The sequence below is a fragment of the Roseixanthobacter liquoris genome, assembly GCF_043195135.2.
In the GTDB taxonomy this organism is placed as follows: Bacteria; Pseudomonadota; Alphaproteobacteria; order Rhizobiales; family Xanthobacteraceae; genus NCEH01.
The window spans coordinates 726,257-744,137 of sequence record NZ_CM195537.1 but is presented as its reverse complement, the minus strand read 5'-3'; the positions used below and the strand labels follow the sequence as shown (position 1 = coordinate 744,137).

Sequence of the window (17,881 nt, the reverse complement as noted above, 5' to 3'; positions counted from 1 at the left end):
CGCGCGACGACAACCCAGGGCGGTGCTATATAGGCTTGGCGCGACGATCGCCCGCGCGTAGCTTTTCGCCGCAGGCCACGAAAATCCCGATGCCGTCAGAGCCTTATACCCTATTCGCCTTGCTTGTGCTCACGTCCGCGATCGGCGCCTGCCTTCAGATCTGGGCGTGGTCGCAGGCGCGCAGCGAGCGGCTGCTGCTGTGGGGCGGCATCGCCTATGCGATCATCACGCTCGGCATCTTGCTGAATGCGGCGCGCGAGATGTTGCCGGCGCTGTTCTCGCAGATGCTGGGCACCGGCCTCGTCATCTATGGCGGCGGCCTCATGTATGCCGCCGCGCGCGCCTTCAACGGCCGGCAGATGGAGCCCCTGGTCGCGATTGCCGGCGCCGTGCTGTGGCTGATGGCCTGCCAATTCCCCGATTTCTACAGCAACACGGCCGGCCGCATCACGCTCGCCTCGGTGCTGCTGGCGGGCTATTGCGCGGCCGCGGCGCTGGAGTTCCTGCGGGCCAAGGGCCTGCCGAGCCGCATTCTGCTGGCCGGCCTGCTGTTCGTGCACGGCATCGGCCTGCTGCTGCGCATCCCGCTGGCGCTCGCGCAGCCCCAGGGGCCGATCTTCATGTTCGCCAATCCGTGGTTCATCCCGATTGCGCTTGAAAACGTGATGATGCTGCAATTGTTCGCCTTTCTCCTGGTAACCCTGACCAAGGAGAAGATCGCGGTGGACCTGCGGCTCGCCGCCAACACCGATGCGCTGACCGGCCTGCCGAACCGGCGCGCCCTGTTCGTTCACGCGGTCTCCGCTCTGGCCCGCGATGCGCGACGCGCGCGGCCGAGCGCGGTGATCGTGTTCGATCTCGACCGCTTCAAATACATCAACGATACCTACGGCCATCCGGTGGGTGATGCGGTGCTGCTGGCGTTCGCGAGCGCCGCCACGACGCAATTGCGCGCCGGCGACATGGCCGGGCGGATCGGCGGCGAAGAATTCGCGGTGCTGCTGCCGGAAACGGATGGCCAGCAGGCGGCCATCGCGGCGCGGCGCATCATGGTCACATTCACCCATCTCTCGGGCATGGTGGAGGGCTGCGAAAGCCTGTGCACCGCTTCCGCCGGCATCGCCTCGACCCGCGCCGGCACGACCGGCAACATGGAGGCGCTTCTCCAGGCGGCGGACCGGGCGCTCTATGACGCCAAGCGCGAGGGCCACAATCACCTGAGCGTCGCCGCCCCCCTCGAAACACCCGCGCTGGCCATGCAGCGGTGAACCCAAGCGCGCGAACCCCAGGGCCGGCGTGAGGGCCATTGCGCGTGAAGGCGCGCGCCCGGGCGAGGAGATCCGCCGGTTCAGCACGGGAGAGGCGGGAAGGTCTTGGGAAAGAGGGTCTTGGAGAGAATGAGGGAGGAGAGCGGGGGCGGTGCTCTCCTCCCTCAACGCCAGTCAAATCCGGGTTGCGGCACCGGACGTGACCGAACGGTTCGGTCAAGACATCCTCTATCTAGCTGAGCTTTTAGATCGATGCAAGTGGTACTGAACGGTTCGGTCAATTTTTAACCATTGTCGGCGCGCAGACAATTGACGCGGCGGTCCTTTCAGCCAAGGGTAATGCAACATTGGCAGCGCCTTGGCGCGCCGTGGCGGAGCGCGGAGAACATATTTTGTCGGTTGTGGAAACCAGGGAAGCAGTGGCGGGCCAGGACCCGGAAAAGCGCAGGCAGATCCTGGCCGGCGCGCGGCAGGTGTTTCTGGACCAGGGCTTCGACGCCGCCAGCATGGGCGAGATTGCGCGCGCGGCCGGCGTCTCCAAGGGCACGCTCTATGTCTATTTCCACGACAAGGTCGATCTTTTCGCCAGCCTCGTGAGCTGCGAATGCGCGGAAACCGCCGAGCGCCTGTTCGTGCTCGACGCCAAGGAGCCGGACGTGGAAGCGGCGCTGACCAAGCTCGGCATCTCCTTCATCGAAGCTATGCTGCGGCCCTGCCACGTGGCGACCGTGCGCAGCGTGATCGCCATCGCCGAGAAATTCCCCGCCATCGGGTTGCGGTTCCTGGAGGCGGGGCCAAACTCCGGCACGCAGCGCCTGTCCGCCTTCCTTCAGGCCAAGGTGGACCAGGGCGTGCTCGATATCGACGACACCGAGGCGGCAGCGAGCCAGTTCCTGTCGCTGTCCAAGGATACCATCCTGGCACCGGTCCTGTTCGGGGCCGCCGCCACGATCCAGCATGATCAGATCGAGGCCGTGGTCGGCCGCGCGGTGCGCATGTTCATGGGCGCCTATGGCGTGAAGCGCTGAGCGCGCTCACGCCCGCCAGAACGGCTTTTCCGCCTCGCGGCGCGCCGCCTCCCGGCTGATGCCCGCATCGCGCATCTGGTCGTCGTCCAGATCCGCCAGGGCGCGCCGCTCGCGCGCCCGCCGCAGCCACACCCGCAGCAGCCCCCAAAGCCCCGCGAGCCGATCCTGCGGCGCGCCGAAGGCCTCCGTGATCCCGTCTTGATGGGCCACCCGCCCGCGCGCGGCGGAGAGCGGGGTCGGCCGGAGCGGGTGCGCACCGGGGAGCGAGGGGCGTCCCCGGCTCTCGGTCGGTGTAATCTGGCGAATGCGCGGCGTCATGGTGAGATCCTCATGAATTGCTCGCATTCATTGCGCCGCCATGATATCGGTGCAATTATTATATTGCACTCGGATCAATAATGCCTTCGACCGATTATCGCGCTCTCGCCGACATGCTCGCCGCCGATATCGCGGCCGGCCGTCTCGCCCCCGGCAGCCGGCTGCCGACCCAGCGGGACTTCGCCTATACGGTCGGCATCGCGCCCTCCACCGCCAGCCGCGTCTATGCCGAGCTGGTGCGGCGGGGCCTGGTTTCGGGCGAGGTGGGGCGCGGCAGCTATGTACGCACCTCCCCGACCACGGGCACCAGCGGGCTCGGCGAGCCGGTGCAGGCGTCGGTCGATCTCCAGCTCAATTTCCCCATGCTGCCGAACCAGGATGCGGAGCTGGAGCAGATCCTGGCGCAATTTGCCCGGCAGGGTGGGCTTTCGGCGGCGTTCCGACCCACCGGCGCCGCGGGCACGCGCGCGGCCCGCAGCGCCACGGCGGATTTCCTCGCCCGCGCCGGCTGGCAGCCCGATCCCGCCGGCATCCTGTTCACCGGCAACGGGCGGCAGGCCATCGCCGCGAGCTTCGCCGCCCTCGCCCCGCCCGGAGAGCGCATCGGGGTCGAGGCCATGACCTATCCGGCCGTCAAATGGATCGCGGCGCGCCTCGGCATCACGCTGGTGCCGCTCGCCATGGACGAGAAGGGCCTCAAGCCCGACGCCATCCTGCGCGCCCATCGCGCGGCGCCGCTGCGCGGCGTCTATGTGCAGCCGAGCCTGCACAATCCGCTGGGCGTCTCCATGGATGCGGCGCGGCGTGCGGACTTCGCCGATCTGCTGACGGGCGAAGGGCTGATGGCCGTGGAAGACGTCATCTACGGCTTTTTGTGCGACGACGCGCCCCTCAGCGCGCGCGCGCCGGACCATGTGCTGCTGGTGGACAGCCTGTCCAAGCAGGTCGCGCCGGGGCTCACCCTCGGCTTCATCGCGGCGCCGCCGGCCTGGAGCGAGCGGCTGGTCGCGGCGGTGCGGGCCGGCGCCTGGGCGGTGACCGGCCTGCCCCTGGCCCAGGGGCTGCACATCATGGCCGAGGGCGTGGTCGCCCGTCTCGTGGCGGCGAAGCGCGCGGATGCGCAGACGCGCCAGGCGATCGTGCGCAGCGTGTTCGACGGCCCGATGCTGAAGACCGACCCGCGCTCCTATCACGCCTGGCTGGAACTGCCGGACACCTGGCGCGCGGAAGCCTTCGCCGGCGCCGCGGCGCGGCAGGGCATCGCCATCACCCCGTCCAGCGCGTTCGCGGTCACCCCCGGCCATGCGCCGAACGCGGTGCGGCTCGCGCTGTCGCCCCCCTCGCATGCGGTCCTGCGCGAGGCGCTGCTGGCGCTGCGCCGGCTGATGGACGGTGGCCCGGTGGAAAGCGAGGTGGAATAGAGCATTTTCGCGCGAAACGGACACCGCTTCGCGTAAAGAAAATGCGTCAACGCAATGAGTTAGAGCATCTCATCGCTTCTATGAAACGACGAAATGCTCCAGCCCCTATTCCGCCGCCGCTTTCATCTGCGGGATCTCGCCCAGCGAGACGTCGTTCATCTCCGCCACCACGTCGGAAATTTGCGGAACGTTCCAATCGCCCCGGCCGAGCCCCTCGGCTGCGGCATAGACATTCTTGATGGTGGCGCCGATGAAATTCGCCGCCCCGGTCGCGGAGGCGAGATTGTTCACGTAGCGCATGTCCTTGTGGGCATTGGACAGAGTGAACTTATGGGCGTTCTCGTCGCGCTCCAGCACATATTTGAAATAGGTCTGGTAGAAGCCGCAATCCATGCGCGAGCCGCGGATGACACTGTCGAAGGTCTGTGGCGAGACGCCCACCTTGGCGGCCAGCGAGAGCGCCTCGGCATAGAGCGCGCCATAGCCCAGCGACAGGAAATTGTTGAGCAGCTTCATGGTGTGGCCGGCGCCGGGGGCGCCCACATGATTGATCCGCGCAGCGATCGCCTCCAACGCCGGCCTGATCACGGCGAAGGCGTCATCCTCGGCGCCGACGATGGCGATCAGCGTGCCCTCGGCCGCGTTGGTGGGCGTGCCCCCGAGCGGGGAATCGCAGAGAGCGATGCCTTTTTCCTTCAGTTCCGCATGCAGGGCGATGGTCAAGGCCGGCTCCGAGGTGGACGTATCCACCAGATGCAGCCCCGGCCGGGCGCCTTCCAGCAGGCCACCGGGACCGCGCACCACCGCTTCCACCTGGGGCGCGCCGGTGACGCACAGGAAGATGATGTCGCAGGTGCCGGCCATTTGCGCCGCGCTCTCAGCCTCCTGCGCGCCGCGCGCGAGCAGATCCTCGATCGGCGCCCGGTTGCGATGGGCGAGAACGGTCAGGGGAAAACCCTTCTCCAGCAGGTTCTTCGCCATGCCGTGGCCCATGATGCCGACGCCGATGAAGCCGATGCGCGGTTTTTCCATTTCCGGTTCCTCCGAGTGACTTTGTCTTTTGGTCGCGGGGCTTAAATCGTTTAGCATGGATGAAGTGAGCAAGCGAAGCGTCTAAGACTTGGCAGCACGGAGGGATCATGGACGATACGGAGACTGCCAGCCTCGGTCGGGTCACGCTGCAACGTCTGGCGTCGGAACTGGGACTGTCGACGGCCACGATCTCGCTTGCCCTGCGCGACAGCCCCGTGGTGGCGCAGGCCACGCGCCAGCGGGTGCAGGAGATGGCCCGCGAGCGCGGCTATGTGGCCAATCGCGGCGCCGCCTCCCTGCGCACCGCCCGCACCAACATCATCGGTGTCGGGCTGCACGATATCGTCAACCCCTCCTTCACCGAGCTGCTCGCGGCGCTCGAGGATGCGCTGAGCGGCGCCGGAAAGACCATTCTGCTGGGGGTGAGCCAGGAAGACGTGGTGCGCCAGGCCCGCACCCTCGGCACGCTGGCCGAATACCGGCCCGACGCCTTCATCATCTCGCCCGCCGTGGACACCACCATCGCCGACCTGCGAGCGCTGGCCATCAGCGGCATCGCCGTGGTGCAGGTGACGCGCGAAGTGGAGGGATCGGGCTTCGATTTCGCCGGCTCCGACGATGAAACGGGCGTGAGCCTCGGCGTCGCCCATCTGGTGGCGCTCGGCCATCGCCGCATCGGCATGATCGGCGGGCTGCAGGGAACCTCCACCGGGCGCAAGCGCCTCGCCGGCTACAAGGCCGGGCTCGCGAAGGCGGGCCTGCCGTTCGAGCCCGAGCTGCATGTGCCCGGTCCCGGCCTGCGCGAATATGGCCGCGAGGGCGTCGCGCGCCTGCTGGCGCTGGAACATCCGCCCACCGCCGCGGTCTGCTTCAATGATCTGTGCGCGTTCGGCGCGGTCATGGGCGTGCAGGCCGCGGGGCTGGAAGTGGGGGCGGACTTCTCCATCGTCGGCTATGACGACATCGGCGAGGCCGCGCTGTGGCATCCGGCGTTGACCACCGTCTACACGCGCATTCCCGAATATGGCCGCTCCGCCGCCGCGCTCGCGCTGGCGCGCATCGCCGCGCCTTCCCGCCCGGTGGAGCGCGTGGTGCTGGAACCGCGGCTCGTGGCGCGCGCCTCCGCCGGCCCGCCGCCGGCCCGCCCCGCGCGCTGACGTGCCGGAGATCGTCACCATCAGCGATGCGCACGACCCGCGCGTCGCCGATTTCGTCGCCGTGCGCGAGCGTGACCTGATCGGCCGGAAAGACCGCTTCATCGCCGAGGGCGAGGTGGTGCTGCGCCTGCTGGCGCCGCGCGCCGACCACCGCATCCGGGCCCTGCTGCTCTCGGCCGCCAGCGCCGCGCGCCTGGCCGATGTGCTCGAGCGGCTCGCGGACGAGGTGCAGGTGCATGTGGCCACCCAGCCGGTGATGGACGCCATCGTCGGCTTCCATATCCATCGCGGCATCCTCGCTCTGGTGGAGCCGCCGCCGCCGCCCGAACCGGCCGCCTTGCTCGCGTCCCTGCCGGCGCGTGCGCTGGTGGTGGGGCTGGTGGGCATCTCCAACCATGACAATATGGGCGGCATCTTCCGCAACGCCGCCGCCTTCGGCGCCGCCGCCGTGCTGCTGGACGGGGCGAGTTGCGATCCGCTCTATCGCAAGGCGATCCGGGTCTCCGTCGGGGCGAGCCTGATCGTGCCTTATGCGCGGGTTGCCGGTGGCGCGGACATGCTGGCGCTGCTGGAACAGGCCGGCTTCGACATCGTCTCGCTCAGCCCCTCCGGCACGCTTCCCTTGTCGCGGCTGGACCGCGGCGCGCGCGTCGCGGCCCTGTTCGGCACCGAGGGACCGGGCCTGCCGGCGGACCTGCTCGCCCGCACGCGCAGCGTTTCCATCCCCATGGCGGCCGGGTTCGACAGCCTGAATGTCGCCACCACGAGCGGCATCGTGCTGCATCATCTCGCCGGCGCGACCGGGCTCAGCTGAGCGCCGCACGCGCCGGTGGGGCGCCTGCCCTGCTTGGCGCACATGCACGTTGTGTTGCGTCGCAATTGCACACTGGCGACGGCGACCTATACTAAAGGGGCGTGGTCGCGCAGGTTCTGGCCATGCGCCAGTCCTTCTGCCGGTGACACCGCCCCATGAATTTGCCTCCGACCCTCCTCGACCAGATCGGCGATATCGGCGCGGACCCCGCGTCCACGCGGGTGGTGGTGGCCATGTCGGGTGGAGTCGACTCGTCCGTCGTGGCGGGACTGCTGGCGCACGCCGGCTATGACGTGGTGGGCGTGACGCTGCAATTGTACGACCAGGGCGCCGCAGCCCTGCGCAAGGGCGCCTGCTGCGCCGGGCAGGACATTTACGACGCCCGCACGGTCGCCGAGAAGCTGGGCATTCCCCATTATGTGCTCGATTACGAAAGCCGCTTTCGCGAGGAAGTGATCGAGCGCTTCGCCGACAGCTATGCCTCCGGCGTCACCCCCATTCCGTGCGTGGATTGCAACCGCACGGTCAAGTTCCGCGATCTGCTGGCCACCGCCGAGGATCTCGGCGCCCAGGTCCTGGCCACCGGCCATTATGTCTCCAGCCGCGCTTTGCCGGACGGGCGCCGCGCGCTCTATCGCGCCGCCGAGGACAATCGCGACCAGAGCTATTTCCTCTATGCCACCACCCAGGCGCAGCTGGCACGGCTGCGCTTTCCGCTCGGTCATCTTAAGAAGAACGAGGTGCGCGCGCTCGCCACCGAGCTGGGGCTCGTGGTCGCCGACAAGCCGGACAGCCAGGATATCTGCTTCGTGCCCGGCGGCGATTATGCCGAGGTGGTGCAGCGCCTGCGGCCCGAGGCGGGCGATCCCGGCGACATCGTGCATCTGGACGGGCGCCTTCTCGGCCGCCATCGCGGCGTGATGCATTACACCATCGGCCAGCGCAAGGGCCTCGGCATTTCCACGCCGGAGCCGCTCTACGTGATCGGCATCGACGCCGCGCGGCGCGAGGTGAGGGTCGGCCCGCGCGAGGCGCTGGCGGTGCACGCCATCCGCATCGCCGACGTGAACTGGCTCGGCGACGAGCCATTCGCGGAGGCCTGTGCGGCGGGGCGCGAGGTGTTCGTGAAGGTGCGCTCCACCCGCGCGCCGGCCCCCGGCCGGCTGGGGCTCGACGCCCAGGGCCTGCCGCTGGTGCAATTGCATCTGGGCGAAGAAGGCGTTGCACCGGGGCAGGCATGCGTGCTCTACGATGCACCCGACGGCGGCGCCCGCCTGCTGGGCGGCGGCACCATCCTGCGCACCCGCTCGGCGGTGCGCGACGCGATGCAGGCGCAGGTCGCCTGAGCGAACGAGATTTTCGCGGCCCACACGCCGCACGACACCACGTCCCGGCGGGGCGATCGCCGGGATGCACAGGCTGGGGCAGAGGCAGACATGGCGGTCCAGTACGATCTCGAAGGCCAGAAGCGCGCTTATGCGAAATGGGCGCCCATCTACGATACCGTCTATGAGAAGCTGCTGGCCGACGCCCAGCGCAAGGCCGCCAACGCCGCCGCGAGCTGCGGCCCGGACATTCTGGAAGTCGGCGTGGGCACCGGGCTGACCCTGCCTTATTATCCCCGCGGCTGCCGCGTGACCGGTATCGATCTGTCCTCGGACATGCTGCGCAAGGCGGTGCAGAAGACCACGGCGCGCGGCCTCAAGCAGGTGTCGCTGCTGGCGGCCATGGACGCCTGCGCGCTCGGCTTCCCCGATGCCCGGTTCGACGCCGTCACCGTGCCCTTCGTCATCACCCTCGTGCCGGACCCGGAAGGCGCGCTCGACGAGATGCGCCGCGTGCTGAAGCCGAACGGCGAGATCATTATCGCTTCCAAGCTCGGCGCCGATGCGGGCGCCGCCATGCATGTGGAAACCGCCCTCGCCCCGCTGGTGAAGAAGGTGGGCTGGAGCATCGCCTTCAAGGCCAGCCGCCTCGGCGCCTGGGCGGCCCGCCAGGGCGACATGGAAGTGGTGGAAATCTCGCCGGTTTTCCCGGTCGGCTTCTTCAAGCTGGTGCGCATCAAGAAAGCGCGCGGCTAGAGCTGGATCCGTCTCTGTTCAATAAAGGAGAGGGCGATTCACCGATCGCGCTCTAAAGGAGCAGGCAGAGCGGTTGAAGAACGCACGCGCTTTCTTGACACCGCCGCGCCCGCTCCCCTATATCCCGTCCTCCGCAAGCTCGCGTGCCCGGCACCGAGCGGCGTGCGATGTGGCAGTGTAGCTCAGTTGGTGAGAGCGCCGGATTCATAACCCGGAGGTCGGCGGTTCAAATCCGCCCGCTGCTACCATTCGCCTCCCGGCCGACATCGTCCCGATCCATCGTCCTGAACAGACATCGCGCCGGCATGCCTCGCGCGTCCTGTCCCTATGCCAGCGCGTCCAACGCGCCGACAAAAAAATGCCCCGGACCAGCCGGGGCATCGCGCGTCGTGCGGCTCGATCCGGGCGCCTCACCCCTCGCGAGTGCGCACCCATTCGATGATGCCGGAGAAATCCTTGCCGGCATTCCCCTCTTCCTCGAAGGCGGTGTAGAGCGCGGTGGCGGCGGCCCCGAGCGCGGTCGCCGCCCCGGCCTGGCCGGCGGCTTCCTGGGAGAGGCGCAGGTCCTTCAGCATCAGCGCGGCGGCAAAGCCCGGCTGATAGCCGCGATTGGCGGGGCTGGTGGGCACCGGCCCCGGCACGGGGCAATAGGTGGTCAGCGACCAGCATTGCCCCGAGGAGGTCGAGGCCACATCGAACAGCGCCTGATGGGAGAGGCCGAGCTTTTCCCCGAGGACGAACGCCTCGCTGACCGCGATCATGGAAATGCCCAGGATCATATTGTTGCAGATCTTGGCCGCTTGCCCGGCGCCGGCGTCGCCGCAATGGACGATCTTCTTGCCCATGAGCGCGAGGATGGGCTGGGCCTTCGCGAACGCCTCCGCCGTGCCGCCGGCCATGAAGGTGAGCGTGCCCGCTTCCGCCCCGCCCACGCCGCCGGACACCGGCGCGTCGAGGGGTTCGTGCCCGGCGGCCTGCGCCGCATCATGGAAGGCGCGTGCCGAGGCGACGTCGATGGTGGAGCTGTCGATGAACAAAGTGCCGGGCTTTGCCGCCGCGAACAGGCCGTTGTCGCCGGTCGTGGCGCCCACCACATGCCTGCCGCTGGGCAGCATGGTGACGACGATTTCCGCGTCCGCCACCGCATCGGCGGCGGTGGGCGCGATCGCGACGCCCTTGGCCTTCGCGGCCTCCAGCGCGGCGGGGGAAAGGTCGAACCCGCGCACCGCATGCCCCGCCTTGACCAGATTGGCCGCCATGGGCCCGCCCATGTTGCCGAGCCCGATGAAACCGATGCTGGCCATGTCTTCCTCCCGATCTTCTCGTTGCCGGATCAGTTCGCCCGCGCCACCAGGGCGCGGGAGATGATGACCCGCATGATTTCGTTCGTGCCTTCCAGGATCTGGTGCACCCGCAGGTCGCGCACGATCTTCTCGACCCCGTAATCGGCGAGATAGCCGTAGCCGCCGTGCAATTGCAGCGCCTGGTTCGCCACCTCGAACCCGCTGTCGGTCACCACGCGCTTGGCCATGGCGCACAGGCGGGTGGCCTGCGGGTCCGCCCGGTCGTAGGCGGCCGCGGCACGCCACAGGAAGGTGCGGGCGACCTCCAGCTCGGTCTCCATGTCGGCGAGGCGGAATTGCAGCGCCTGGAATTCGTTGAGCGCCTTGCCGAAGGCGGTGCGCTCGCGCATGTAGCCGAGGGCCTTGTCGAAGGCGCTCTGCGCGCCACCGAGCGAGCAGGCGGCGATATTGAGCCGGCCGCCGTCGAGCCCGGCCATGGCAAACTTGAAGCCCTCGCCTTCCCGCCCCAGCAGGTTTGCCGCCGGCACGCGCACGCCTTCCATGATGACCGCGCGGGTGGGCTGGACCTTCCAGCCCATTTTCTTCTCATTGGCGCCGAACGAGAGGCCGGGCGTGCCCGCCTCCACCAGGAAGGCGGAGATGCCCGAGGGGCCGGGGCCGCCGGTACGCGCCATCACCACGTAAAGGTCGGAGACCCCGGCGCCGGAGATGAACTGCTTCACCCCGTCGAGCACATAATGGTCGCCGTCCTTCACCGCGCGGGTCTTCAGCGCCGCCGCGTCCGAGCCGCTGCCGGGCTCGGTGAGGCAATAGCTCGCCACCCGCTCCATGCTGCACAGGCCCGGCAGCCAGGCGAGGCGCTGGGCATCGTCGCCGAAGCGGTCGATCATGGCCGCGACCATGTTGTGGATCGACAGAAAGGCGGAGGTGGCCGGGCAGCCGCTGGCCAGCGCCTCGAAGATCAGCGTGCCGTCGAGCCGCGAGAGGCCGGAGCCGCCGAACTCCTCGCGCACATAGATGCCGCCCATGCCGAGCGCGGCGGCGGCCTTGAGGGTGGGAATGGGGAAATGCTCCGCCTCGTCCCATGCCAGGGCGTGGGGGGCGATCTCCTCGCGCGCGAAATCCTGCGCCATGGCGCGGATGGCCTGCTGGTCTTCCGTCAATTCAAACACGGCACCCTCCCGAATACGAACCACCGGCCGCCGGTTGGCCCGGCGTGCCGCAGGAAGGCGCATGGCGCTGGAACCGGCCGCGTCATGCGCCTGAGGCGTCTACGCTTACAACGGTTGGAGCGAACCGGCGCGGCCGGCAAGGCCAGACGCGCCGTCTTGGCTCAGCTCATGGTGGGGATGACGAATTCCGCGCCGTCCTTGACGCCCGAGGGCCAGCGGGAGGTGACGGTCTTGGTCTTGGTGTAGAAGCGCACGCCGTCCGGCCCGTGCTGGTTGAGATCGCCGAAGCCCGAGCGCTTCCAGCCGCCGAAGGTGTGGTAGGCGATGGGAACCGGGATCGGCACATTGATGCCCACCATGCCCACCTGCACCTTGGAGGCGAAGTCGCGGGCGGCATCGCCGTCGCGGGTGAAGATGGCGACGCCATTGCCATATTCATGCTCGGTCGGCAGGCGCAGGGCCTCCTTATAGTCCGGCGCGCGGACGACGCTCAGCACCGGGCCGAAGATCTCTTCCTTGTAGATGCGCATGTCGGCGGTGACATTGTCGAACAGGCAGCCGCCCATGTAGAAGCCGTTCTCATAGCCCTGGAGCTTGAAATTGCGGCCGTCCACCAGCAGCTTGGCGCCTTCGTTGATGCCGATGTCGACATAATTCTTCACCCGCTCCAGCGCCTCGCGGGTGACGAGCGGGCCGAAATCGGCGGTGACATCGGTGGACGGGCCGATCTTCAGGCTTTCCACGCGGGGGACGAGCTTTTCCAGCAGCTTCTCGGCGGCATAGTCGCCCACCGGCACCGCCACCGAAATCGCCATGCAGCGCTCGCCGGCGGAGCCGTAGCCGGCGCCGATCAGGGCGTCCACGGCCTGGTCCATGTCCGCGTCGGGCATGATGATCATATGGTTCTTGGCGCCGCCGAAGCCCTGGATGCGCTTGCCCGAAGCCGCGCCGCGCGCATAGATATATTGCGCGATGTTGGACGAGCCGACGAAGCCGACCGCCTGGATGTCCGGGTCGTCGAGGATCGCGTCCACCGCTTCCTTGTCGCCGTTCACCACGTTCAGGATGCCCGCCGGAAGGCCGGCTTCCATCATCAGCTCGGCCAGCTTCATGGGCACGCCGGGATCGCGCTCGGACGGCTTGAGGATGAAGGCGTTGCCGCAGGCGATGGCGGGGCCGAACTTCCACATGGGGATCATGGCCGGGAAGTTGAACGGCGTGATGCCGGCCACCACGCCCAGCGGCTGGCGCATGGAATAGACGTCGATGCCGGGGCCGGCGCCGTCGGTGAACTCGCCCTTCAGCAGGTGCGGGATGCCGCAGGCGAACTCGATCACCTCCAGGCCGCGCTGAATGTCGCCCTTGGCGTCGGGAACGGTCTTGCCGTGCTCGCGGGCGAGCAGGTCGGCGAGGGCGTCGTAATCACGCTGCACGAGTTCGAGGAACTTCATCATCACGCGGGCGCGGCGCTGGGGATTGGTGGCGGCCCAGCCGATCTGCGCGGCCTTGGCATTCTCCACGGCGGCGCGCATCTCGGCGGCCGAGGCGAGCGCCACGCGGCCCACCACTTCGCCCGTCATGGGCTGCCATACGTCGCCATAGCGTCCCGACGTGCCCGCGACGTGCTTGCCGCCGATGAAATGGCCGATATCGCGCATGATGCGCCTCCCTGCTTAAAGCGTTTCCCAGATTTTGGCGTCGCTTGTTGGCCGGCACAATGGCCTATCATTTTTTGCACATCCAGGGCTATTGTCGCACGGTAACTGTGCGGATTTTCACATGCCATCGGCGGCGTTCGACTGGGCGGACCTGCGCCATTTCCTGGCCATCGCCCGCACCGGCAAGCTCACTACGGCGGCGCGCCTGCTGGGGGTGGAGCATTCCACGGTCAGCCGCCGCCTCGCGGCGCTTGAGCATAGCCTCGGGGCGAAACTGTTCGATCGCCAGCCGGCCGGCTATGTGCTCACCAGTGCGGGCGAACGGCTGATGGCGACGGCCGAAGCCATGGAGACGCTGGCCGCCGGCGCCCAGCAGGAGATTGGCGGGGCCGATCTCGGCGTCTCCGGGGCGGTGCGCATCGGCGCGCCGGACGGCTTCGGCACCTTCTTCCTCGCCCCGCGCATCGGCGCGCTCGCGGCGCTGCATCCCGCGCTCGACATCCAATTGCTGGCCATGCCGCGCCTGTTCAGCCTGTCGAAACGCGAGGCGGATATCGCCATCTCCATCAGCCGGCCGAAGGAAGGGCGCCTGCATGCGAGGAAGCTCACGGACTATCGCCTCGGCCTCTATGCCGCGCGCGATTATCTCGCCCGCCACGGACCCATCGAGAGCCGGGCGGCGCTGCTGCGCCATCCCTTCATCAGCTATATCGACGATCTGATCTATGCGCCCGAACTGGACTATGTGCCGCTGGTCTCGCGCGAGCTGCGACCGCGCCTGAAAAGCTCGAACCTCGTGGCGCAATTCATGGCGACGCGCGGCGGGGCGGGGGTGTGCGTGCTGCCGAACTTCATGGGCGACACCGCCGACGACCTCGTGCCCCTTCTGCCGCAGGAGGTGTCCTTGATCCGCAGCTTCTGGCTGCTCACCCATGCCGACACCCGCGATCTCGCCCGCGTGAAAGTCGCCGCCGATTTCATCGCCAAGGCGGCGCGGGAGGCGCAGGCGGTATTTCTGCCGGCCGAACGGGGGGAGACGAAGGGAAAAGCCGTGTCCCTCGAACCCGCGCCTGGCCAGCGCTCAGAGGCGCCCGCCCCGCCCGATCATTCGGGATAGGTCTCGCCGCCATCCGGCGTCGGCTTGTGGAACAGGATGAAGATCAGGGGGTTGCCCGGCTCGGCCATGGCGTCGCTGCGCTGGCCCGTGACTGCGCCGGCCACGCCGCTGGTATATTCCGCAACCACCTGCCCGAAACTGTCGTGCTGGACCGCCACCTTCTGCCCGGCCTCGACCTTGTCGTTCAGCTTCACCAGATGCTCGACCAGCCCGCCCTGGGTGGCGAGGATGGGGAACGCGCTATTGCCGATGAAGACGTTGACGTCCTTCCCCGTGCGCCCCATCGGCCCGGGCAGGATGCCGTGATGCTTGAGGACGTTCATCGTGCCTTCCACGAACAGCGCGGCCATTTCGAGGTTCAGCACCCGCGCGGCGCCGATCTCCGGGGTGAAGGCGGGAATGCCCGCGTCGATGAAGGCATTGTGCAGCACGCCGGGATAGACGTGATTGTCGAAGATCTGGGCCACGGGATAAAGCTCCACCATGGCCTTGATGGCGGGCACATCCAGGCCGGCGATGTTGAAGGCGGTGACATCGAAGCCGGTGGTGCCGGTGTGGAAATCGATGGCCGCATCGGCGTTCGGCCGCAGCAGGCGGTTGAACAGCAGCCCGGCATGCCGGCTGGGCGCGGTGAGGCCGTTTTCATTGCCCGGCCATTCCCGGTTCATGTCAATGAGATCGGCGCCCCGGCCCGCGTTGGGCCAGCGGCGCTGCATGCCTTCCAGCGCCGGGCGGGAGACGTCCGTCACCGCCATCACCGTGCCCGACATCTGCCGCGGATCGAGCTGATTCATCACGCTCTGCACCGTATGCACGGAACTCATCTCGTCGCCGTGCACGCCGCTGACCAGCACCACGCGCTTGCCCGGCTTTGCCCCCCTGGCGACGGTGACGGACACGTACCAATATTGTCCCGTGGGCATCTGGACGCCCTGAAAATATAAAAAGTGCGTCCGCCCCGGCTCCAGGTCGCCGACGTCGAGCGTGCTGACGACCTGCTTTCCCTGGATCGTGTCGCCGGTATAGACCGTGCCCGAGGACGGTGCGGTCGGGGGCTGGGATTGGGCACTCGCGGCGCCCGCATCGGCGACCAGCGCGGCCGAGCCGCCGATCGTTGCAAGGGACGCGATCAGAAAGTCGCGGCGATCGAGGCGTTCGTCCGGCTGGTCTGGCATGGGGCGGCCCTGGGCTGAAAATCGACGTTCGGGCGCCACCATACACGCCGATTGCGGATCTCTCCCCGTGCCCCAGCGGCACCGCCGGAGGCGCCCTGCCCGGCGCCATGACACCGGAACCCGCCTCCCCACCTTGACGCGGAAGCCGGCTCCCCTTATACGAGCGCCTTCCCGATACATGCGGGTGTGAGACGAGGGGTCGGGTTCGGCCCTGGGCTTCCGCGTCCGTGACCAACGAATTTGAAGGACTTCTGCCATGTCCCGGCGGTGCGACCTGACCGGCAAGGGGGTTCTGACTGGCCACCTCGTGAGCCACTCGAACCACAAGACCAAGCGCCGGTTCTTGCCGAATCTCTGCAACGTGACGCTCGAGAGCGAAGTGCTCGGCCGTTCGGTGCGCTTCCGCGTCAGCGCCAACGCGCTGAAGAGCGTTGATCATCGCGGCGGCCTCGATGCCTTCCTCAAGAAGGCGCGCGACGAGGAGCTCTCCCAGCGCGCCCTCGAGCTGAAGCGTCTCGTGGTCAAGGCCCTCGCCGAGGCGAAGCCGGCCGCCTGATCGCGTCTCGCGATCGACGGTCTGGGCGGTCCGCCATGGCGCGCCTGTTTCCGCTGCAATCCGAACCGCGGGCGTTTGCGCTCGCGGTTTTTTTCATGTGCGCGGCGGTGCTCACCGCCAATGTGCTGGTGCAGTTTCCGTTCGAGCCGTTCGGCCTCGCGGATTACCTCACCTATGGCGCCTTCACCTATCCCGTCACCTTCCTGGTGAACGATCTCACCAATCGACGCCTCGGGCCCGCCCGCACGCGGCGGGTGATCTATGTGGGGTTTGCGCTGGCGGTGGCGCTTTCCGCATGGCTGGCGACTCCGCGCATCGCACTCGCCTCGGGCACCGCCTTCCTCGCCGCCCAATTGCTGGACGCGCGCGTGTTCGACCGCCTGCGCCGCCGCGCCTGGTGGATGCCGCCCTTCGTCTCGGGCCTGATCTCCAGCGCCATCGACACGATCGTCTTCTTCACCCTCGCCTTCGCCGGCACCGACCTGCCGTGGCAGACCTGGGCGGTGTTCGACTATGGGGTGAAGCTCGCCATGATCCTGCTGTTCCTCGGCCCCTATCGCGCCCTCATCGCCCGCATGCCGGCGTGGCCCGGCCCGGAGCGCGCCCGCGCCTGAAGCGGGCAACGCCGCTCGGGCCGGCCGGGCCGCGGAAGCATGTAGAGCTGCCACGGCCCGGTCCGGCTTTTCCTGACCGCACCCGAAATCAGTGCGGCGCGGCGATGGATTGCACCTCCAGCCTCCGCTCAGAGCTTCTCACTTCTTCAACGAGATGAAGCTCTGGTGATCCTTGTGGAAGAAGTGGATGTCGAGCGTTCTCATGAACGTCTGGAGACCCGCGTCCTGGATCGGCAACAGGAAAGCGTCCTCGTCGGTTTCGTTATAATGGGCATGCCACCAGCCGGGCGGCGTCACGAAGGCGGAGGCGGTGTTCCAGTCGGCGCGGACCGGATTGATGATATTGCCGTCTGCGTCCAGTTCCTCTCCCAGCAGGCTGTAGCAGCCGGGCTTGCAATGGATGATGAGGTCGAGCGCCACGGACTGGTGGCGATGAGGCAGCTGGGTCGCTCCGGCGGGCAGAACGCCATACATGGCCCAGAGAACGTGCGTGGCGGTCTCGGTCATCGCGCACTGGCTGTTGGCCAGGAGCACGCTGACGCGATTGCGGTCCTTTGCATGCGGATCATTGCGGATCGCGCTCAGATTGCTGTCTTCGTCCTCGTGCCGGAAGAGGGTCGGACGAAACCGCGGCGTCTCTGCGCGAACGCCGAGATAGGTCAGCAGCGGCTGATCGTGGACCCAGTAGAGGACGCTGTCCGTGGTGGCGACGTGCGTCGCCGCGCCGAGGGGCAGCGTGAACAGATCGTGCTGCTCCCAGGGAAGGGCGTCGCCACCAATCTGCGTCTGACCCTTGCCTTCGATCACGAAATAAAGCTCGGACGTCGCATTGATGGAGGTCGTGATGCTCTCGCCGGCGTTGATCCGAATGAAGTTGGCGCTCAGATTGGGGCTTGTCGCCGGACTGGGACACATGAGGCCCGCGCTGAGATCCAGCGGGATGATGCGGGTTTCGCCGCCCTGATGCAGCTGACGGTCAAAACTTCCAAGGGGGCATTTCGGAGTTTGATGCCCAATCGGATTTGCAACCTTGGTGTATTCGAAATAGCGCGCGTCTTCAGCCCACTTGGCCCGGGACGAGACCGTCATTCTCATATCCTCAAATTGAATAATGTCGACCGCGGTCTTCCGACGGCGGTGGCTCACCGAGACGGGTGGCAACGCCC

The 17,881-nt window shown here is 67.8% G+C and carries 17 protein-coding genes and 1 tRNA gene; 11 read left to right on the top strand and 7 right to left on the bottom strand.

Translation table 11 applies throughout. The features are described from left to right. The first annotated feature begins 89 nt into the window (after positions 1 to 89). Both V5F84_RS03310 and V5F84_RS03305 read left to right on the top strand, forming a co-directional pair. On the top strand, positions 90 to 1,268 hold the full coding sequence (locus V5F84_RS03310; RefSeq protein ID WP_394043930.1) for a GGDEF domain-containing protein: 1,179 nt from the start codon (positions 90 to 92) through the stop codon (positions 1,266 to 1,268). A 419-nt stretch (positions 1,269 to 1,687) separates the two neighbouring features. After that, a complete protein-coding gene (locus tag V5F84_RS03305) occupies positions 1,688 to 2,296 on the top strand; it encodes a TetR/AcrR family transcriptional regulator (RefSeq protein ID WP_394043929.1) in 609 nt (202 codons plus the stop codon). 6 nt (positions 2,297 to 2,302) lie between these two features. On the opposite strand, the gene V5F84_RS03300 is transcribed toward V5F84_RS03305, so the two are convergent. Continuing rightward, the gene (locus tag V5F84_RS03300; protein WP_394043928.1) at positions 2,303 to 2,614 is read right to left on the bottom strand and encodes a DUF1127 domain-containing protein; all 312 of its coding nucleotides are present in this window, start codon (positions 2,612 to 2,614) and stop codon (positions 2,303 to 2,305) included. 80 nt (positions 2,615 to 2,694) lie between these two features. Between V5F84_RS03300 and V5F84_RS03295 the strand changes: the two genes are divergently transcribed. Beyond that, the gene (locus tag V5F84_RS03295) at positions 2,695 to 4,035 is read left to right on the top strand and encodes an aminotransferase-like domain-containing protein (protein ID WP_394043927.1); all 1,341 of its coding nucleotides are present in this window, start codon (positions 2,695 to 2,697) and stop codon (positions 4,033 to 4,035) included. A 105-nt stretch (positions 4,036 to 4,140) separates the two neighbouring features. Here the strand turns inward: V5F84_RS03295 and V5F84_RS03290 are convergent, their stop codons facing one another. Beyond that, positions 4,141 to 5,067, bottom strand: coding sequence for an NAD(P)-binding domain-containing protein (locus tag V5F84_RS03290; RefSeq protein WP_509277153.1), 927 nt, complete (start codon positions 5,065 to 5,067; stop codon positions 4,141 to 4,143). A gap of 107 nt (positions 5,068 to 5,174) precedes the next feature. Between V5F84_RS03290 and V5F84_RS03285 the strand changes: the two genes are divergently transcribed. The 5 genes from V5F84_RS03285 to V5F84_RS03265 all read left to right on the top strand — a co-directional run bounded on the left by V5F84_RS03285 (position 5,175) and on the right by V5F84_RS03265 (position 9,367). Further along, positions 5,175 to 6,224, top strand: a complete 1,050-nt coding sequence (locus V5F84_RS03285; RefSeq protein WP_394043925.1) for a LacI family DNA-binding transcriptional regulator — start codon at positions 5,175 to 5,177, stop codon at positions 6,222 to 6,224. A 1-nt stretch (position 6,225) separates the two neighbouring features. Then, positions 6,226 to 7,038 carry a TrmH family RNA methyltransferase gene (locus V5F84_RS03280; RefSeq protein ID WP_394043924.1) on the top strand — a complete coding sequence of 271 codons (813 nt, stop codon included), beginning with the start codon at positions 6,226 to 6,228 and terminating at the stop codon, positions 7,036 to 7,038. 155 nt (positions 7,039 to 7,193) lie between these two features. Beyond that, positions 7,194 to 8,384: a tRNA 2-thiouridine(34) synthase MnmA gene (gene mnmA, locus V5F84_RS03275; protein WP_394043923.1), complete on the top strand. Its 1,191-nt coding sequence runs from the start codon at positions 7,194 to 7,196 to the stop codon at positions 8,382 to 8,384. Between the two features lie 90 nt (positions 8,385 to 8,474). After that, positions 8,475 to 9,119 (top strand): class I SAM-dependent methyltransferase, encoded by a 645-nt coding sequence (locus V5F84_RS03270; protein WP_394043922.1) that lies wholly within the window; start codon positions 8,475 to 8,477, stop codon positions 9,117 to 9,119. A 171-nt stretch (positions 9,120 to 9,290) separates the two neighbouring features. Next, a tRNA-Met gene (locus V5F84_RS03265) sits at positions 9,291 to 9,367 on the top strand. A gap of 162 nt (positions 9,368 to 9,529) precedes the next feature. On the opposite strand, the gene mmsB is transcribed toward V5F84_RS03265, so the two are convergent. The 3 genes from mmsB to V5F84_RS03250 form a co-directional block, all read right to left on the bottom strand. Further along, complete coding sequence (gene mmsB, locus V5F84_RS03260; protein ID WP_394043921.1) at positions 9,530 to 10,423, bottom strand: 3-hydroxyisobutyrate dehydrogenase; 894 nt, start codon at positions 10,421 to 10,423, stop codon at positions 9,530 to 9,532. A gap of 29 nt (positions 10,424 to 10,452) precedes the next feature. Next, positions 10,453 to 11,556, bottom strand: a complete 1,104-nt coding sequence (locus V5F84_RS03255; protein ID WP_509277197.1) for an acyl-CoA dehydrogenase family protein — start codon at positions 11,554 to 11,556, stop codon at positions 10,453 to 10,455. Between the two features lie 200 nt (positions 11,557 to 11,756). After that, positions 11,757 to 13,253, bottom strand: a complete 1,497-nt coding sequence (locus V5F84_RS03250; protein ID WP_394043919.1) for a CoA-acylating methylmalonate-semialdehyde dehydrogenase — start codon at positions 13,251 to 13,253, stop codon at positions 11,757 to 11,759. A 121-nt stretch (positions 13,254 to 13,374) separates the two neighbouring features. Here V5F84_RS03250 and V5F84_RS03245 point away from each other — a divergent pair, with 121 nt between their 5' ends. Further along, a complete protein-coding gene (locus tag V5F84_RS03245; protein ID WP_394043918.1) occupies positions 13,375 to 14,370 on the top strand; it encodes a LysR family transcriptional regulator in 996 nt (331 codons plus the stop codon). Here V5F84_RS03245 and V5F84_RS03240 read toward each other — a convergent pair. After that, positions 14,358 to 15,545 (bottom strand): succinylglutamate desuccinylase/aspartoacylase domain-containing protein, encoded by a 1,188-nt coding sequence (locus V5F84_RS03240; protein ID WP_394043917.1) that lies wholly within the window; start codon positions 15,543 to 15,545, stop codon positions 14,358 to 14,360. The genes V5F84_RS03245 and V5F84_RS03240 overlap by 13 nt on opposite strands. 256 nt (positions 15,546 to 15,801) lie before the next feature. Here V5F84_RS03240 and rpmB point away from each other — a divergent pair, with 256 nt between their 5' ends. Next, positions 15,802 to 16,101 carry a 50S ribosomal protein L28 gene (gene rpmB / locus V5F84_RS03235; RefSeq protein WP_394043916.1) on the top strand — a complete coding sequence of 100 codons (300 nt, stop codon included), beginning with the start codon at positions 15,802 to 15,804 and terminating at the stop codon, positions 16,099 to 16,101. A gap of 35 nt (positions 16,102 to 16,136) precedes the next feature. Continuing rightward, positions 16,137 to 16,715, top strand: a complete 579-nt coding sequence (locus tag V5F84_RS03230) for a queuosine precursor transporter (RefSeq protein ID WP_394043915.1) — start codon at positions 16,137 to 16,139, stop codon at positions 16,713 to 16,715. Positions 16,716 to 16,853: 138 nt separating this feature from the next. On the opposite strand, the gene V5F84_RS03225 is transcribed toward V5F84_RS03230, so the two are convergent. Next, on the bottom strand, positions 16,854 to 17,804 hold the full coding sequence (locus tag V5F84_RS03225) for a cupin domain-containing protein (RefSeq protein ID WP_394043914.1): 951 nt from the start codon (positions 17,802 to 17,804) through the stop codon (positions 16,854 to 16,856). Positions 17,805 to 17,881: the final 77 nt, after the last annotated feature.

Coding starts and splice junctions, on each gene's coding strand:
- V5F84_RS03240 (WP_394043917.1), bottom strand. CDS start 15,545: ATGCCAGACCAGCCGGACGAACGCCTCGATCGCCGCGACTTTCTGATC.
- V5F84_RS03285 (WP_394043925.1), top strand. CDS start 5,175: ATGGACGATACGGAGACTGCCAGCCTCGGTCGGGTCACGCTGCAACGT.
- mmsB (WP_394043921.1), bottom strand. CDS start 10,423: ATGGCCAGCATCGGTTTCATCGGGCTCGGCAACATGGGCGGGCCCATG.
- V5F84_RS03295 (WP_394043927.1), top strand. CDS start 2,695: ATGCCTTCGACCGATTATCGCGCTCTCGCCGACATGCTCGCCGCCGAT.
- V5F84_RS03245 (WP_394043918.1), top strand. CDS start 13,375: ATGCCATCGGCGGCGTTCGACTGGGCGGACCTGCGCCATTTCCTGGCC.
- V5F84_RS03270 (WP_394043922.1), top strand. CDS start 8,475: ATGGCGGTCCAGTACGATCTCGAAGGCCAGAAGCGCGCTTATGCGAAA.
- V5F84_RS03255 (WP_509277197.1), bottom strand. CDS start 11,556: ATGGCGCAGGATTTCGCGCGCGAGGAGATCGCCCCCCACGCCCTGGCA.
- rpmB (WP_394043916.1), top strand. CDS start 15,802: ATGTCCCGGCGGTGCGACCTGACCGGCAAGGGGGTTCTGACTGGCCAC.
- V5F84_RS03225 (WP_394043914.1), bottom strand. CDS start 17,804: ATGACGGTCTCGTCCCGGGCCAAGTGGGCTGAAGACGCGCGCTATTTC.
- V5F84_RS03230 (WP_394043915.1), top strand. CDS start 16,137: ATGGCGCGCCTGTTTCCGCTGCAATCCGAACCGCGGGCGTTTGCGCTC.
- V5F84_RS03250 (WP_394043919.1), bottom strand. CDS start 13,253: ATGCGCGATATCGGCCATTTCATCGGCGGCAAGCACGTCGCGGGCACG.
- V5F84_RS03290 (WP_509277153.1), bottom strand. CDS start 5,067: ATGGAAAAACCGCGCATCGGCTTCATCGGCGTCGGCATCATGGGCCAC.
- V5F84_RS03300 (WP_394043928.1), bottom strand. CDS start 2,614: ATGACGCCGCGCATTCGCCAGATTACACCGACCGAGAGCCGGGGACGC.
- V5F84_RS03310 (WP_394043930.1), top strand. CDS start 90: ATGCCGTCAGAGCCTTATACCCTATTCGCCTTGCTTGTGCTCACGTCC.
- mnmA (WP_394043923.1), top strand. CDS start 7,194: ATGAATTTGCCTCCGACCCTCCTCGACCAGATCGGCGATATCGGCGCG.